The organism is Curtobacterium sp. L1-20, assembly GCF_048755855.1.
Taxonomy (GTDB): domain Bacteria; phylum Actinomycetota; class Actinomycetes; order Actinomycetales; family Microbacteriaceae; genus Curtobacterium.
Genome location: NZ_CP151473.1, coordinates 2,828,550 through 2,845,388, shown reverse-complemented (window position 1 = coordinate 2,845,388; position 16,839 = coordinate 2,828,550). Strand labels below are relative to the sequence as shown.

At 67.1% G+C, this 16,839-nt stretch carries 7 protein-coding genes, 1 tRNA gene and 3 rRNA genes; all 11 read left to right on the top strand.

The window, feature by feature from the left end; translation table 11 throughout:
* The first annotated feature begins 20 nt into the window (after positions 1-20).
* The 11 genes from AAEP86_RS14830 to AAEP86_RS14780 all read left to right on the top strand — a co-directional run bounded on the left by AAEP86_RS14830 (position 21) and on the right by AAEP86_RS14780 (position 16,659).
* Entirely contained in the window at positions 21-791 is a 771-nt protein-coding gene (locus tag AAEP86_RS14830) for a fumarylacetoacetate hydrolase family protein (protein WP_420368066.1), read from the top strand.
* A 539-nt stretch (positions 792-1,330) separates the two neighbouring features.
* Positions 1,331-2,852 (top strand): 16S ribosomal RNA (locus tag AAEP86_RS14825).
* Positions 2,853-3,322: 470 nt separating this feature from the next.
* Positions 3,323-6,451 (top strand): 23S ribosomal RNA (locus tag AAEP86_RS14820).
* A gap of 139 nt (positions 6,452-6,590) precedes the next feature.
* A 5S ribosomal RNA gene (rrf, locus tag AAEP86_RS14815) occupies positions 6,591-6,707 on the top strand.
* The 16S, 23S and 5S rRNA genes sit together here, the layout of an rRNA operon.
* An 84-nt stretch (positions 6,708-6,791) precedes the next feature.
* Positions 6,792-8,279, top strand: coding sequence for a glutamate--tRNA ligase (gene gltX, locus AAEP86_RS14810; RefSeq protein ID WP_420368065.1), 1,488 nt, complete (start codon positions 6,792-6,794; stop codon positions 8,277-8,279).
* Position 8,280: 1 nt separating this feature from the next.
* Positions 8,281-9,225 (top strand): NAD(P)/FAD-dependent oxidoreductase, encoded by a 945-nt coding sequence (locus AAEP86_RS14805; protein WP_420368064.1) that lies wholly within the window; start codon positions 8,281-8,283, stop codon positions 9,223-9,225.
* Between the two features lie 44 nt (positions 9,226-9,269).
* A tRNA-Gln gene (locus AAEP86_RS14800) sits at positions 9,270-9,341 on the top strand.
* 561 nt (positions 9,342-9,902) lie between these two features.
* Positions 9,903-10,838, top strand: a complete 936-nt coding sequence (locus AAEP86_RS14795) for a glycosyltransferase family 2 protein (RefSeq protein ID WP_420368063.1) — start codon at positions 9,903-9,905, stop codon at positions 10,836-10,838.
* The gene (locus tag AAEP86_RS14790) at positions 10,835-11,797 is read left to right on the top strand and encodes a glycosyltransferase family 2 protein (RefSeq protein WP_420368062.1); all 963 of its coding nucleotides are present in this window, start codon (positions 10,835-10,837) and stop codon (positions 11,795-11,797) included. The genes AAEP86_RS14795 and AAEP86_RS14790 overlap by 4 nt, the downstream gene beginning before the upstream one ends.
* Complete coding sequence (locus AAEP86_RS14785) at positions 11,794-15,546, top strand: glycosyltransferase (protein ID WP_420368061.1); 3,753 nt, start codon at positions 11,794-11,796, stop codon at positions 15,544-15,546. Before AAEP86_RS14790 ends, AAEP86_RS14785 begins: the two co-directional genes overlap by 4 nt.
* Positions 15,547-15,588: 42 nt before the next feature.
* A complete protein-coding gene (locus AAEP86_RS14780) occupies positions 15,589-16,659 on the top strand; it encodes a glycoside hydrolase family 16 protein (protein WP_420368060.1) in 1,071 nt (356 codons plus the stop codon).
* Positions 16,660-16,839 lie beyond the last annotated feature (180 nt).

Here is a 16,839-nt window from a genome sequence, read left to right as displayed (position 1 = left end):
GGCGTCGGTAGGCTCCAACGGTGAAGATCGCACGGTTCAGCAGCAAGGGTGAAGACCCCCGGTACGGCATCCTCGACGAGCGCGACCTGGTCGTGCTGGCGGGAGACCCCATGTACCAGGGGTTCGAGACCACGGGGGAGCGGGTGCCGCTCACGGACGCCAAGCTCCTGGCGCCGGTGATCCCTCGGTCGAAGGTGATCGGTGTCGGGCTCAACTACGCGGAGCACGCGTCCGAGATGGACCAGCGTTCCGGTGACGACCCGGTGGTCTTCCTGAAGCCGAACACATCCGTGATCGGGCCCGAGGACCCGATCCGCCTCCCCGCAGGGGTGGGCCGCGTCGACCACGAGGGCGAACTCGCCATCGTGATCGGCTCGCTGGCGAAGAACGTCACCCGCGAGGACTTCGCGAGCGTCATCCTCGGCTACACGATCGCGAACGACGTCACGGCGCGTGACCTGCAGGCTCGCGACGGTCAGTGGACCCGGGCGAAGGGGTTCGACACGTTCTGCCCGCTCGGCCCCGCGATCGAGACCGAGATCGACCCGTCCGACATCCGCATCGAGACCCGCGTCGACGGAGACCTGCGTCAGGTGGGCTCGACCAGCGAGATGGTGCACGACATCCCCGCCCTGATCGAGTTCATCTCGTCGATCTGGACCCTGCTGCCCGGCGACGTCATCCTGACCGGCACGCCCGCCGGCGTCGGGGAGATCCGCGACGGCGAGGTCGTCGAGGTCACCATCTCCGGTCTGGGCACGCTGAAGAACCCGGTCATCGCGCGCCACTGAGCAGCACCCGACCGCGTCGCGTACCCGTCCGTTCCTCAGCACGACCGCAACGGCCCGCCCCCATCCCGGGGCGGGCCGTTCCGCGTCGGTCCGGGGGCGAGCAACCGCGACACGCCCGGGAGGGACGACGGTTGGCGGGCCCCTCGGGGCGTGTGTAAAGTAATCACTCGTTGCCGCTGCGGCGGAGAACGGAACGGCCGAGACGGTCACCGGAGCGAGAGCCCTGGGGATGCAGTCCGGACGGGGTCCCGCTCAGGCAACCAACTCCGATGATCAACCGCCACTCGTGGTGGTGTCGTCGCAGTGAAGACGAAATGCCTCTCTGGCGGAACACCTTCTGGGTGTCGGGTGGGGAGTGCGTCTGGTCCTTGAGAACTCAACAGCGTGCACATTGTCAATGCCAATTTATTGACCCCGTGCCTGATCAACTCCGGTTGGTTGGGTCGGAGACAATTCCTTTTGGATTGAAGATTGTCAGTAGACAGTCAACAGTCAGAATCAACTCGGTCTGATGCCTTCGGGTGTTGGGTCTGTATTTTTTTACGGAGAGTTTGATCCTGGCTCAGGACGAACGCTGGCGGCGTGCTTAACACATGCAAGTCGAACGATGATGCCCAGCTTGCTGGGTGGATTAGTGGCGAACGGGTGAGTAACACGTGAGTAACCTGCCCCTGACTCTGGGATAAGCGTTGGAAACGACGTCTAATACTGGATATGACTGCCGGCCGCATGGTCTGGTGGTGGAAAGATTTTTTGGTTGGGGATGGACTCGCGGCCTATCAGCTTGTTGGTGAGGTAATGGCTCACCAAGGCGACGACGGGTAGCCGGCCTGAGAGGGTGACCGGCCACACTGGGACTGAGACACGGCCCAGACTCCTACGGGAGGCAGCAGTGGGGAATATTGCACAATGGGCGAAAGCCTGATGCAGCAACGCCGCGTGAGGGATGACGGCCTTCGGGTTGTAAACCTCTTTTAGTAGGGAAGAAGCGAAAGTGACGGTACCTGCAGAAAAAGCACCGGCTAACTACGTGCCAGCAGCCGCGGTAATACGTAGGGTGCAAGCGTTGTCCGGAATTATTGGGCGTAAAGAGCTCGTAGGCGGTTTGTCGCGTCTGCTGTGAAATCCCGAGGCTCAACCTCGGGCTTGCAGTGGGTACGGGCAGACTAGAGTGCGGTAGGGGAGATTGGAATTCCTGGTGTAGCGGTGGAATGCGCAGATATCAGGAGGAACACCGATGGCGAAGGCAGATCTCTGGGCCGTAACTGACGCTGAGGAGCGAAAGCATGGGGAGCGAACAGGATTAGATACCCTGGTAGTCCATGCCGTAAACGTTGGGCGCTAGATGTAGGGACCTTTCCACGGTTTCTGTGTCGTAGCTAACGCATTAAGCGCCCCGCCTGGGGAGTACGGCCGCAAGGCTAAAACTCAAAGGAATTGACGGGGGCCCGCACAAGCGGCGGAGCATGCGGATTAATTCGATGCAACGCGAAGAACCTTACCAAGGCTTGACATACACCGGAAACGGCCAGAGATGGTCGCCCCCTTGTGGTCGGTGTACAGGTGGTGCATGGTTGTCGTCAGCTCGTGTCGTGAGATGTTGGGTTAAGTCCCGCAACGAGCGCAACCCTCGTTCTATGTTGCCAGCGCGTTATGGCGGGGACTCATAGGAGACTGCCGGGGTCAACTCGGAGGAAGGTGGGGATGACGTCAAATCATCATGCCCCTTATGTCTTGGGCTTCACGCATGCTACAATGGCCGGTACAAAGGGCTGCGATACCGTAAGGTGGAGCGAATCCCAAAAAGCCGGTCTCAGTTCGGATTGAGGTCTGCAACTCGACCTCATGAAGTCGGAGTCGCTAGTAATCGCAGATCAGCAACGCTGCGGTGAATACGTTCCCGGGCCTTGTACACACCGCCCGTCAAGTCATGAAAGTCGGTAACACCCGAAGCCGGTGGCCTAACCCTTGTGGAAGGAGCCGTCGAAGGTGGGATCGGTGATTAGGACTAAGTCGTAACAAGGTAGCCGTACCGGAAGGTGCGGCTGGATCACCTCCTTTCTAAGGAGCATCTGGCATCGTCGTGTCCTTCTGTTGGAGGGTGTGGTGGTGTCCAGGCGCCGAGTAACCCGAACGTGGTTGCCGGTAGCTCATGGGTGGAACATTGACAGTGCAGTCGTCAGCGCAGCTGCCGATCTCAGTACGTCCTGCTTGCAGGTCGGGAACGGGTTGGTGGGGAGCGCAGGTGGCTGGTGCACGTTGTTGGGTCCTGAGGGACCAGGCTTCCTGCCAGGGGTGGGGACACGTTGTGTGTTCTTGCTGGTGGTGGGGGTTGAGCCGTGCGGAGTGATCCGTGCTGGTTCTTCGAGTGGGCTGCATGAAGCTGACGCGTTGGCGTTGGGGGAGTGTGGTGCCGATCGTATGTTGAGAACTACACAGTGGACGCGAGCATCTTAGATCGCTCGTGATGATGACGAAGCCTTTCGGGGTGGTTGTTGTTGTTTCGAGTCGATCGCAATTTTAATCTTTGTGGTCAAGTTTCTAAGAGCAAACGGTGGATGCCTTGGCATCTGGAGCCGAAGAAGGACGTAGAAATCTGCGATAAGCCTCGGGGAGCTGATAATCGAGCTGTGAGCCGAGGATTTCCGAATGGGGAAACCCCGCTGGGCGCTTTTGTGACCTGGTGACTCCCGCCTGAATATATAGGGCGGGTAGAGGGAACGTGGGGAAGTGAAACATCTCAGTACCCACAGGAAGAGAAAACAACATGTGATTCCGTGAGTAGTGGCGAGCGAAAGCGGATGAGGCTAAACCGATCATGTGTGATAGCCGGCGGGCGTTGCATGGTCGGGGTTGTGGGACACGTCTCTCAGTTCTGCCGGACTGGGGCGGTTACAGCGCATCATAGTCGAACTGGTTGGAAAGCCGGGCCGTAGTGGGTGATAGCCCCGTAGACGAAATGGTGTTATGGCCGGATGTGTATCCCAAGTAGCACGGGGCCCGAGAAATCCCGTGTGAATCTGTCAGGACCACCTGATAAGCCTAAATACTCCCAGATGACCGATAGCGGACAAGTACCGTGAGGGAAAGGTGAAAAGTACCCCGGGAGGGGAGTGAAATAGTACCTGAAACCGTTTGCTTACAAACCGTCGGAGCCTCCTTGTAGGGGTGACGGCGTGCCTTTTGAAGAATGAGCCTGCGAGTTAGTGATATGTGGCGAGGTTAACCCGTGTGGGGCAGCCGTAGCGAAAGCGAGTCTGAATAGGGCGAATCAGTCGCATGTCCTAGACCCGAAGCGAAGTGATCTATCCATGGCCAGGTTGAAGCGACGGTAAGACGTCGTGGAGGACCGAACCCACTTCAGTTGAAAATGGAGGGGATGAGCTGTGGATAGGGGTGAAAGGCCAATCAAACTTCGTGATAGCTGGTTCTCTCCGAAATGCATTTAGGTGCAGCGTTGCGTGTTTCTCGCCGGAGGTAGAGCTACTGGATGGCCGATGGGCCTCAACAGGTTACTGACGTCAGCCAAACTCCGAATGCCGGTGAGTGAGAGCGCAGCAGTGAGACGGTGGGGGATAAGCTTCATCGTCGAGAGGGAAACAACCCAGACTACCAACTAAGGCCCCTAAGCGTGTGCTAAGTGGGAAAGGATGTGGAGTTGCACAGACAACCAGGAGGTTGGCTTAGAAGCAGCCACCCTTGAAAGAGTGCGTAATAGCTCACTGGTCAAGTGATTCCGCGCCGACAATGTAACGGGGCTCAAGCACACCGCCGAAGTTGTAGATTTCGCACACCGATAAGCCTTCGTGGTTCAGTCGTGCGGAGTGGTAGGAGAGCGTCGTGTGGCGAGTGAAGCGGCGGAGTGATCCAGCCGTGGACGCTACACGAGTGAGAATGCAGGCATGAGTAGCGAAAGACGGGTGAGAAACCCGTCCTCCGAAAGACCAAGGGTTCCAGGGCCAGGTTAATCCGCCCTGGGTAAGTCGGGACCTAAGGCGAGGCCGACAGGCGTAGTCGATGGACAACGGGTTGATATTCCCGTACCGGCGAACAACCGCCCAAGCTAATCCAGTGGTGCTAAGAGTCCTAACCCGGTATCAGCGGATCCCTTCGGGGTGATGCGGTCCGGTCTAACGCTCGACCCCATGCTGGTGCGGTTAGCGTATGAACAGGTGTGACGCAGGAAGGTAGCTGAGCCAGGCGATGGTATCCGTAAGGTGAACCTGGTGTAAGGATGTAGGGCTGACGATAGGCAAATCCGTCGTCTGTATGCCTGAGATCCGACGCGTACCCGTAAGGGGAAATCAGTGATCCTATGCTGCCGAGAAAAGCATCGACGCGAGGTTGCAGCCGCCCGTACCCGAAACCGACTCAGGTGGTCAGGTAGAGAATACCAAGGAGATCGAGAGAATCGTGGTTAAGGAACTCGGCAAAATGCCCCCGTAACTTCGGGAGAAGGGGGGCCGGACACGTGATACGGACTTGCTTCGTTGAGCGTTGAAGGCCGCAGAGACCAGTGGGAAGCGACTGTTTACTAAAAACACAGGTCCGTGCGAAGTCGCAAGACGATGTATACGGACTGACGCCTGCCCGGTGCTGGAAGGTTAAGAGGAGGGGTTAGCCTTTGGGCGAAGCTCTGAATTTAAGCCCCAGTAAACGGCGGTGGTAACTATAACCATCCTAAGGTAGCGAAATTCCTTGTCGGGTAAGTTCCGACCTGCACGAATGGCGTAACGACTTCCCAGCTGTCTCAACCGCGAACTCGGCGAAATTGCACTACGAGTAAAGATGCTCGTTACGCGCAGCAGGACGGAAAGACCCCGTGACCTTTACTACAGTTTGGTATTGGTGTTCGGAGTGGCTTGTGTAGGATAGGTGGGAGACTGTGAAGCGGGCACGCTAGTGTTCGTGGAGTCATTGTTGAAATACCACTCTGGTCACTTTGGATGTCTAACGTAGGACCCTGATCGGGTTCATGGACAGTGCCTGATGGGTAGTTTAACTGGGGCGGTTGCCTCCCAAAGAGTAACGGAGGCGCCCAAAGGTTCCCTCAACCTGGTTGGCAATCAGGTGGCGAGTGTAAGTGCACAAGGGAGCTTGACTGTGAGACTGACAGGTCGAGCAGGGACGAAAGTCGGGACTAGTGATCCGGCAGTGGCTTGTGGAAGCGCTGTCGCTCAACGGATAAAAGGTACCTCGGGGATAACAGGCTGATCTTGCCCAAGAGTCCATATCGACGGCATGGTTTGGCACCTCGATGTCGGCTCGTCGCATCCTGGGGCTGGAGTAGGTCCCAAGGGTTGGGCTGTTCGCCCATTAAAGCGGTACGCGAGCTGGGTTTAGAACGTCGTGAGACAGTTCGGTCCCTATCCGCTGCGCGCGTTGGAAATTTGAGAAGATCTATCCCTAGTACGAGAGGACCGGGATGGACGAACCTCTGGTGTGTCAGTTGTTCTGCCAAGGGCACCGCTGATTAGCTACGTTCGGACCGGATAACCGCTGAAAGCATCTAAGCGGGAAGCCGTCTTCGAGATGAGATTTCCATGCACCTTGAGTGTGAGAGGCTCCCAGCAGACTACTGGGTTGATAGGCCGGATGTGGAAGCGGGGACTAACGACCCGTGGAGCTGACCGGTACTAATAAGCCGAAGACTTGACAACACAATTATTTCCCACACCCTCACGGGTGTGGGGCTCGCGTCCACTTTGTGGTTCCCGACAGACGATCGGGAACACGAAATTGAACACCGCATGCATGCGGGAACAGCTTCATGATTCCAAGCGATTGGGTCGAAGGTGTTCCGGTGGTCATAGCGAGAGGGAAACGCCCGGTCACATTCCGAACCCGGAAGCTAAGCCTCTCAGCGCCGATGGTACTGCAAGGGGGACCTTGTGGGAGAGTAGGACGCCGCCGGACTCAACGTGCAACACCAGGGAACCCCTGACCATCCGTGGTCAGGGGTTTTCTGCGTTTCCGGGCGGCCGGTAGGATCGACGAGTCATGACTGCGCCTTTCACCACCGCCTCCGGCTCCGACGTCCGTGTCCGCTTCTGCCCGAGTCCGACCGGCACGCCGCACGTCGGTCTCATCCGCACCGCCCTGTTCAACTGGGCGTACGCGCGGCACACCGGCGGCAAGCTTGTCTTCCGCATCGAGGACACCGATGCCGCGCGGGACAGCGAGGAGTCCTACGGACAGATCCTCGACGCGCTCCGGTGGCTCCGGCTCGATTGGGACGAAGGCGTCGAGGCCGGGGGACCGCACGGCCCCTACCGGCAGTCCGAGCGTGCTGACGTCTACGAGGACGTCATCGCCCGGCTGAAGGCCGCCGGTCACGTGTACGAGTCGTACGTCACGCCGGAGGAGATGGAGGCGCGCAACAAGGCCGCCGGGCGCGACCCGAAGCAGGGCTACGACAACCACGAGCGCGACCTCACCGAGGAGGAGCGCCAGGCCTTCCGCGACCAGGGGCGCGAGCCGGCGCTCCGGCTGCGTGTGCCCGACCGCGACCTCAGTTTCCAGGACCTCGTGCGCGGCGAGATCACGTTCAAGCAGGGCACGTTCCCGGACTTCGTCGTGGTGCGTCCGAACGGCAAGCCGCTGTACACGTTCACCAACCCGGTGGACGACGCCCTGATGAAGATCACACACGTGCTGCGCGGCGAGGACCTGCTGTCCTCGACGCCGCGGCAGATCGCCCTCTACGAGGCGCTGTACGAGATCGGGATCGCCCGGTACATCCCGGTGTTCGGCCACCTGCCCTACGTGATGGGGGAGGGCAACAAGAAGCTCTCCAAGCGCGACCCGGAGTCGAACCTCTTCCACCACCGTGCGGCCGGCATGATCCCCGAGGGCCTGGTGAACTACCTCGCGCTGCTGGGGTGGTCGATCGGCGCCGACCGCGACGTGTTCTCGATCTCCGAGATGGTCGACGTGTTCGAGGTCACGGACGTCAACCCGAACCCGGCGCGTTTCGACCACAAGAAGGCCGAGGCGATCAACGGCGACCACATCCGTCTGCTGGACGCCGACGACTTCCGTGCGCGGCTCGTGCCGTACCTGTCGGCGTTCCTGTCGGACCCGGTGACGCCTGAGCAGCGGGACGTGCTCGCGAAGGCCGCTCCGCTCGTGCAGGAGCGCATGCAGCTCCTCGGCGAGGCCCCCGCGATGCTCGGGTTCCTCTTCACGGCGGACGACGACCTGGTGGTCGAGGAGGATGCCCTCGGCACGCTCAAGGCGGACGCCGGCGACGTCCTGCGCGCCGCGATCGCCGCGCTCGAGCCGCTGGACACCTGGACGACCGAGGCGATCGAGGGCGCCCTGCGCGCGGCCCTGATCGACGGGCTCGGCCTGAAGCCGCGTGTGGCCTTCGGCCCCCTGCGCGTGGCCGTCTCGGGTCGCCGCATCAGCCCGCCGCTGTTCGAGTCGATGGAGATCCTCGGCAAGGACTCCACCGTCACGCGCCTGCGCCGTCTCGCGGACCGCTGACGTGGCCGCACCGGACCGGGTCGCGGTCGACGTCGTCGTCATCGGTGCCGGTCCGGCGGGGCTGAGCACGGCGCTCAACCTGGTGCGCGCTCGGCGGACGGTGTTGCTCGTCGACGCGAACCGTCCACGCAACGCCGCGACGCTCCGGTCCCACGGGTTCCTGACGCGGGACGGTGTCTCGCCCCTGGAACTCCGCAAGCTCGGCCGTGCCGAGGTCGAGGGCTACGAGGAAGCGACGGTCGTGCAGGCGGTCGTCGACCGCGTGACGCGCGACGGCGACGGCTGGTCGGTGCACGGCTCGTGGCGGGGCACCGAGCTCGACGCGTCCGCCCGCGCGGTCGTGGTGGCCACCGGTCTGCGCGAGGAGTTCCCCGACCTCCCCACGCTCCGTGCGTTCTACGGCACGGCGGTGCACAGCTGCGTGGAGTGCGACGGGTACGAGAAGGCCCGCGAGCCCCTGGCGTTCATCTGCGAGACGGACGACGTGGTCGACCGTGCGCTGTTGATCGCGTCGTGGGCGGACGACCTGGTCGTGTACACGAACGGCTCCGACGCGCTCGACGACGCGGGGCGCAGCCGGTTGCAGGACGCGGGCGTCCGCGTGGACGAACGGCCGGTCGCGGACCTCGAGGGGGATCGTTCCGGCATGACGGGTGTCCGGCTCGCCGACGGCCACGTGGAGCCGCGGACCGGCGGGTTCGTCCGGCCGCGGTGGCACGCCGACCTCGACTGGATCGACGCCGGAGCCACCCGTGACGCAGAAGGGCTCCTGGTCGTCGACCGTTCGGGCCGGACCTCCGTCCCGGGCCTCTACGCGGTGGGCGACGTGACGCCGCCGGGCCCGGAACAGCTCATCGTCGCCGCGGGACACGGCGCCGTCACGGCCGCCGCGGTGCACCGAGACCTCGTCGGTGGTCTCACGGACCCTCGGGATGCTGTACAGTAGTTGATCGTGCCCCGGGCAACCGGGACCGAAGGCCTCCGGGCCTTTGGGGTATGGTGTAATTGGCAACACAGCGGTTTCTGGTACCGTCGTTCTTGGTTCGAGTCCAGGTACCCCAGCACTCGATCAACAAGCCCCCGGGACTCCCCGGGGGCTTGTTCCGTTCTCGGCGCGTGACGCGCGCGGGTGCCGCCACGCCGCTCGCGGACGGCTGACCGCACGGGCGTCCGGCTCCGGACACGCCCGGCCGTCTCCGCGACGGCCGATCCGATCGGTGACGTCCGGCGGGACCGTGAGGCCGGCCCTGGTGGCGCCCACCGGCGGCCGGGAGGCGCGGTGCGGGCCCGCACCGCGCCTCCCGGCCGCTGGTGGGCCGAGGCGCGCACCGCAGTGCGACCCGCCGTCGTCCGGCCGGCCCCGTACGGCGCCCCGCGCCGTTGCGGGTTTCCGTATCGGCACTCGGGGGTCCGCAAGGGACCGCACGCCGCATTGACCCTCACCCGGCCCGCGGCGAGGGTTGATGCGCGGGGGAAGACTCCTCGACTCATCCCGCACCGGTGGCGTCGTACCCGCGCCCCGCCGGCACCCGAGACGCACGTACCCGCGTCGTCGCAGCCCGCACCGCGGCTTCGCCGGACCTCCCAGCGACCCGAATGCACCCTGAACCCGACAGGAGCACCATGTCCGCCTCCACCGTTCGTCCGAGGGACCCGAGGGTCTCCGTCGTCATCCCCGCCCGCAACGAGGCCCGCAACCTCGAGATCATCCTCCCGAAGCTGCCGCCGGTGCACGAGGTGATCCTGGTCGACGGGAACTCGGTCGACGACACCGTTGCCACCGCCCAGCGCCTCATGCCCGAGATCCGCGTCGTGCACCAGACCCGCAAGGGCAAGGGCAACGCGCTCGTCTGCGGCTTCGAGGCGGTGACCGGCGACGTCGTCGTCATGTTCGACGCGGACTGCTCGGCCGACTCCGACGAGATCCCGCGCTTCGTGCAGGCGCTGGTGGACGGCGCCGACGTCGCGAAGGGCACGCGCTACGCCCACGGCGGCGGCAGCGACGACATCACGATCCTCCGCAACCTCGGCAACCGCGGCCTCAACGTCCTCTGCAACGTGATCCTCGGCACCCGCTACAGCGACCTCTGCTACGGCTACAACGCCTTCTGGGCGGACGTCCTGCCCAAGATCGGGCTGCTGTCCTCGACCCTGCCCCGTCCGGCCGACGGCTCGATGCTCTGGGGCGACGGGTTCGAGATCGAGACCGTCCTGACCTGCCGCTGGTCCGCGGCGGAGCTCGCGATCACCGAGGTGCCGAGCCACGAGAAGCTCCGCGTGCACGGCACGAGCAACCTGAACGCCGTGACCGACGGCATCCGCGTGCTGAAGTCGATCATGCACGAGCGTCGTCGTGCCGCCCGTGCGCACGCCCGGGTCCGGGTCGCCGCCGTCGACGGCAGCACCGTCGCGGCCGCTCCGGCCACCGGGTCGCCGCTGTCCCCGGTCAGCGCCCCCGACAGCACCGCGCCCACCACCATCGCGCCGAACCTGGCCGCGCCGGTCGCCCCGGCGACGTCGGCCGCTCCGGTCGGCGCCCTCGAGGGGGACGTCGCGTGACGACCGTCGCCGTCGTCATCTGCGCGTACACGCAGCAGCGCTGGGGTGACCTGCAGGACAGCGTCGAGTCCGCCAAGCGGCAGCCCGAGGCTCCCGAGGTCGTCGTCGTGATCGACCACGAGCCGGAACTGTTCGCCCGCGCCGCGGCGCGGTGGCCGGAGCTCCGCGTCGTCGAGAACTCCGAGGACCGCGGGTTGTCCGGCGCCCGGAACACCGGCGTCGCCCTCACCGAGGCCGACGTGGTCGCGTTCCTCGACGACGACGCGACCGCCGACGAGGACTGGCTCGGCCACATGCTCGCCGCGCTCGAGGACCCGGACGTGGTGGGTGTCGGCGGACGGGCCACCCCGTCCTGGCCGGACGCCACCGGGGCCGGCCCGTACCCGGACGAGTTGCTCTGGATCGTCGGCTGCAGCTACCGCGGTCTGCCCGAGACGGCCGGTGACGTCCGCAACGTCATCGGGTCGAGCATGGCGTTCCGTCGCGAAGCGATCCTGTTGGCCGGTGGCTTCCGGTCGGGCATCGGTCGCGTCGGCAACCAGCCGCTCGGCTGCGAGGAGACGGAGATGTGCATCCGCATCGCCCAGGCGCGCCCCGGTGCCCGCATCCGGCACGAACCGCGTTCGAACGTCTCGCACCGGGTCTCCCCGGACCGGGTCACCATGCGCTACCTGCGTCGCCGGAGCTACTACGAGGGCATCTCCAAGGCCGTGCTGAGCCGGCGGGTCGGGACGGGCGACTCGCTCTCGAGCGAGCAGACCTACCTCACGAAGGTGCTGCCCGGCGCGCTGCTCCGGGAACTGCGCGGCCTCGGTCGCGGCGGCGGCCCCCGAGCCCTCGCGATCGTCGTCTCGGTCGCCTCGACGGTGACCGGGTACGCGGTCGGTCGTCTGCTCGGCGGCGTCGTCGTCACCGCACCCGCCGAGCGTGCCGCCCGTCGCCCGGTGGTGACACGGTGACGCGCGCGACCCTGGCGATGGTGGTCTCGCCCGTCGTCGCCGGCCCGCTCGCGCCGACCTGGGACGGGGCGCTGTGGGTCGGCGAGGTCGACCGTGCCGACGTGCACGCGTCGAGCCACCGCGACGTCATCGCCCTCGTCGGTGCCGAGGGGTACCGTCGCGCGCGCCTGCTGGTCCGCGACCACGGCGAGCCCCTCGGGTTCGTCGAGGCCGAGATCACCGAGCGTCGGCGCATCGGTCCGACGATCGACGTCCGAACCCTCCAGCGGGCGATCCGGCCGATGCCGGCACCCGGACGACGGCCGGCAGCAGGTCAGGACCTGCCGTCCGTCTCCGTGGTGCTCTGCACCGACGGTGCCGCCGGGGACACGATGCGGTCCGTCCTCGCCAACGGCCACCCGGACTTCGACGTCGTCGTGGTCTCGCACGCCGCGGACGAGGACCGCCCCTCCACGGTCGTGATCGGCGGACGTCGCGTCACCACCATCGCGGCGCCCGTCGGGGGACAGGCCGCTGCCCGCAACGCCGGACTCCTCGCCGCCACCGGCGAGGTCGTCGCGTTCGTCGACGAGGGCTCCGTGGTGGACGCCGGCTGGCTGGAAGCGCTCGCGTCGGCGTTCATCGCCGACCCGGACGTCGCCTGCGTCACCGGGCTCGTCCCGAGCGCCGAGCTCCGGACGCCCGCCCAGCGCTGGCACGACGACCGGACCGCCGCAGCGCGGACCGTCCGGCGTCGTGTGCACCGGATGCGCGACGACACCACGGCGAGCGACACGAGCGTCCGCCACCCCTTCGCCGCGTCGGAGTACGGGACCGGCGCGAACCTCGCCGTCCACCGTGCCACCGTGCTGCGCCTGGGCGGTTTCGACACCGCCTTCGGCCCCGGCACCCGCGTCGGCGGCGGCGACGACCTCGACCTCTTCACCCGACTGCTCGTCGCCGGGTCCGCGATCGCCGTCGAACCCGCCGCGATCGCCTGGCAGCGGACGGCGGACGACGTCGCGTCGCTCCGCAGCGCCGCTGCCGCACACGGCCACGGACTCGGAGCCTGGATGACCAAGAACGCCCTCGACCGCGACACGCTCGCCGCCTCGGTCGACGCCCTGCCCGACGCGCTCGACGGGTTCGCCCGCCTCGGCCTGGAGCAGGGAGACCGTGTGACGTCGATCGACGGTGCCGGGTCCGGCAGCGTCGACGACGCCGACCGGGTGGACGGACCGTCCTCGGTCGGGAGCGTGCCCGCGGCCACGGGCGCGTCCGTCGCACCGGCGGCGTCGATCGGGTCGGACTCGTCAATCGGGTCGAACTCGTCGATCGGGTCGGGTTCGTCCGTGGGGTCGGGTCCGTCCGTCGGGTCGCGGTCGTCGGGCGCGGTGGACGCCGAGTTCGCCGCGACGGCGCGTCACCTGCGTGGTGTCGAACGTCGGTCCGTGGTGAGTGCGCCGTTCCTCGCGCTGCGGGAACGTCTCGGCGGTGCCGGGACCATCGACCGCACCGCGAAGGGACGCCACGAGCTGGAGCGTGGCCTCGACGGAGCCGGGCCGGCACGGCACGTGGTCTCCGGCGCGATGGGTCCCGAGGCCCGCCTCGTGGCCGCCGTGCTGCCCGTCCTCGCACTCGTCGTCGCCGCGCTCGGATCCGTGACCGGGCTGCCGGTCGTCCGAGCGAGTGCGATCGGGGTGTTCCTGTTCGCACTGCTCGGCGTCGGGCCGCTGCTGCTCGTCCGTCCGATGCCGCTCGCGCGCTTCTCGGTGTTCGCCGTGACGGCCTCGCTCGTGGGGACGATCGCGATCGGCTACACGATGGCCACGTTCCACGTGTGGGCGCCGATCGTGCCGTTCGTCGCGGTCGTCCTGCTCACCGCGGTGTCGGTCGCCGTGTCCGTGCCGCGGGACCTCACGGAACTGCGCCGGACCCGACTCGCGCACCCGGCGACGGTGTCCGGTGTGGCCCCCGCCCGCCGACGCTGGGACACCACCACCACGGTGACCCTGACCTCGCTCGTCGGGCTGGTCGTCGTCGTGGTCGCCGCGCTCACCCACATGGGCGACCCGGTCCCGGCCGGCCTGTTCGGCTCGCTCGGCCCCGGCCTCGTCGTCGGCCTCCTGATCGTCGTCGCCGCCGCCGTCGTGGCGCTCGTCCGGGGCCGCGGTCTCGCCGTCCCCGTCGTCGTCCTCGGCGGTGTCGTCCAGCTCGCACAGGCGATCACGTACGGCGTCCCCACCGTGATGGCGGCTGCCCGCCACATCGGCGTGCTCGAGTACATCCGCCAGTACGGCGGGACGAACCCGGCCGCGGACATCTTCCAGACGTGGTCCGGCCTGTTCGCCGGCGGCGCGTGGGTCGCCGACGTGGGCGGGATCGTGAACGCCATGCTGATCGCGGCGTGGGTCCCTGTCCTGCTCGCGTTCAGCACGACCATCGCGGTCGGGGTGCTCGCCGCGCACTGGCTGCCCGGCGACCGACGCCCCTGGATCGCCGCGTTGCTCACGGCGATGACGGGCTCCCTGAACACGACCTACTTCTCGCCGCAGTCCACGGGCATCCTGATGTCGCTCGTGATCCTCGTCCTCGCCACCGCCCCGCTGCGCTCGGCTGCCGGCGCGGGCGTCGACGGGGACCGGGCAACGACCGCGGCGGGCGCGAAGCCGCTCGCCCGCAAGGTCGGACTGTCGCGCATCATCGCGATCGCCGCGATCAGCGTCGTACTCGCCGTCACCCACCAGATCTCGCCGTACCTCTCCGTGGCCGCACTCGTGGTCCTCGTGGTCTTCAAGCTCGTCCGGCCGTGGTGGCTGCCCGTGGTCGTCCTCGTCCCCGCGGTGGTCTTCGCCGTCATGAACGGCAGCGTGCTCGACAAGTTCCTGTCGCTCGGTGCCGTCGGTCGGGTGTTCGACAACGTGCAGCCGCCGTCGCACGACATGACGGTGCTGCCGAAGCCGCTCGTCACCCGGTTGGCGTTCGACGTCCCCGCGGCCGCGCTCGTCGTGCTCGGCCTCGTCGCGCTCATCACGGTCCTGGTGCGCCGGGACCGCCTGCACTGGGGGCTGCTCGTCGCCGCCGCGAGCCCGATCTCGCTGCTCGTCGCGACGAACTACGGCCAGGAGGGCATCTTCCGCGTCGTGCTGTTCGCGACACCGTGGATCGCCGTCCTCGCGGCTGCGCTCCCGATGCCGAGCGGACGCCTCGCCCGGCTGGGCGCCGCCGCCGAACGGGCCTTCCGTCCGACCGCGGTCCGGGTCCTCGTCGCCGCGGCCGCCGTCGCCGCGCTCGTCGCCGTCGGCTCCTTCGGGCAGACCGCGCTCGACTGGAACCGCGTCATGACCCGCAGCCAGTCCGAGGCCACGGAGCTGTTCGACCGCACCGCGCCGAAGGGGTCGCTCATGCTGCTCACCGGCTCGGCGAACGCCGTCCCGAGCAACACCGGGGCCCGGTACTTCGACGTCGGCTACCTCACGCGCGAAGCCCTCGGCCCCTACCCCGACCCGACCGGCGGGTACGACGCCCGCTCCGACGTGTCGGACATCACCCGGCAGCTGGTCGAGCAGTGGCCGGCGACGAAGTACTACGCCCTGGTCGCCGAGCCGTTCGGCGCGTACGACGCCCGCTACGGGTACCAGAGCGACGCCGACTACCAGCAGCTCGCGGCCGAGATGGCGAAGTCGCCGTACTGGAAGCGGGTCTGGTCCTCGGGCACCACGGCGATGTACGAGCTCACCCAGGAGGGGTTGCGCCATGCGACGGCCTGACCCGGCGACGCTCGGGCACGCCACGGCAGCCGTGAACGACTCGTGACGGATCCCCGTGACGACCGAGACCCAGGCGTGACGTCGGGTGGCGTCCCAGCGCGCGACACGAGCATCGCGGCCTCCGCGGCCGCAGCACACGGCGCCGGACCGGCGCACGGCACCGGCCTCGCGCGGCACCGCGGCCGCCCGGCCGGCCGGGGTCGCCGCACGGCGATCGCAGCCGGAGCGCTCGTGGTCGCCGCCGGCGTGGTCGCGGCTGCTGCCTCGGCACCCGGCGGTCCGGGGACCGCGAGTGCCCCGGCAGCCGACGGCGTCGACCCGAGCGGGGTGGTGATGCCGAGGTCGGACGGCGGGCCCTGGGAGCGCGTGTTCTCCGAGGACTTCGGCGACGACGCCGCCACCGGCCGGTTCGAGTCGCGGTACGCCGACCGGTTCTCCGTGTACCACGGCTTCGCCGACACGGCCGGGACCGGTCGCTACCAGGCGTCGACGCTGTCGACCCACGACGGCGTGCTCGACATGCACCTCCGCACCACCGACGGCGGGACGCCGCTCGCCGGCGGCCTCGTCCCGCTGGTCGACGGGCAGTGGGGCGGGCAGACCTCCGGCCGGTACAGCATCCGCATGAAGAGCGACCGGGTCGACGGCTACGGCGTCGCGGTGCTGCTCTGGAGCGACGACAACGTCTGGTCCGACGGCGAGGTCGACTTCCCCGAGGGCGCCCTCGGGCTGCCGGCGCACCTCAACGTGCACTGCCTGCAGGACCCCGCCCAGAAGTGCCTGCAGTACGAGACGCGCGCGTCGCTCGCGGACTGGCACACGTACACGATCGAGTGGACGCCGTCGCGGATGTCCTTCCTGGTGGACGGCGACGTGATCGGCACGACGACCGAGAGCATCCCGACGGCGCGGATGCACCTCGTCGTGCAGGCCGGGTCGAACGGCGGCCACCCGCCCCGCACGGCAGCCGGGTCCCTGCTCGTCGACTGGCTGACGATCGACGTCCCGGCGCCGGGGGCGCGACCCGAGGCGTCGCTGCCGTCCGGGCGGGCGGAGGTCCCGGAGCGGGGCTCGTGGATCGCGAAGGATCCCTCGGCGGCCGACGGGGGCTGAGCGAGACCGTTCGGCTCCGGGGCCGAGGCCGAGGCTTGGGCCGAAGTCGAGGTCAGGGCCGGGGCCAGGGCCGGGGCCACTGGCGCCCGCCCGCTCGGGGTGTGGCCCACCCGCGGGCCCGCCCGCTCGGGGTGTGGCCCACCCGCGCGCCCGCCCGCTCGGGGTGTGGCCCACCCGCGG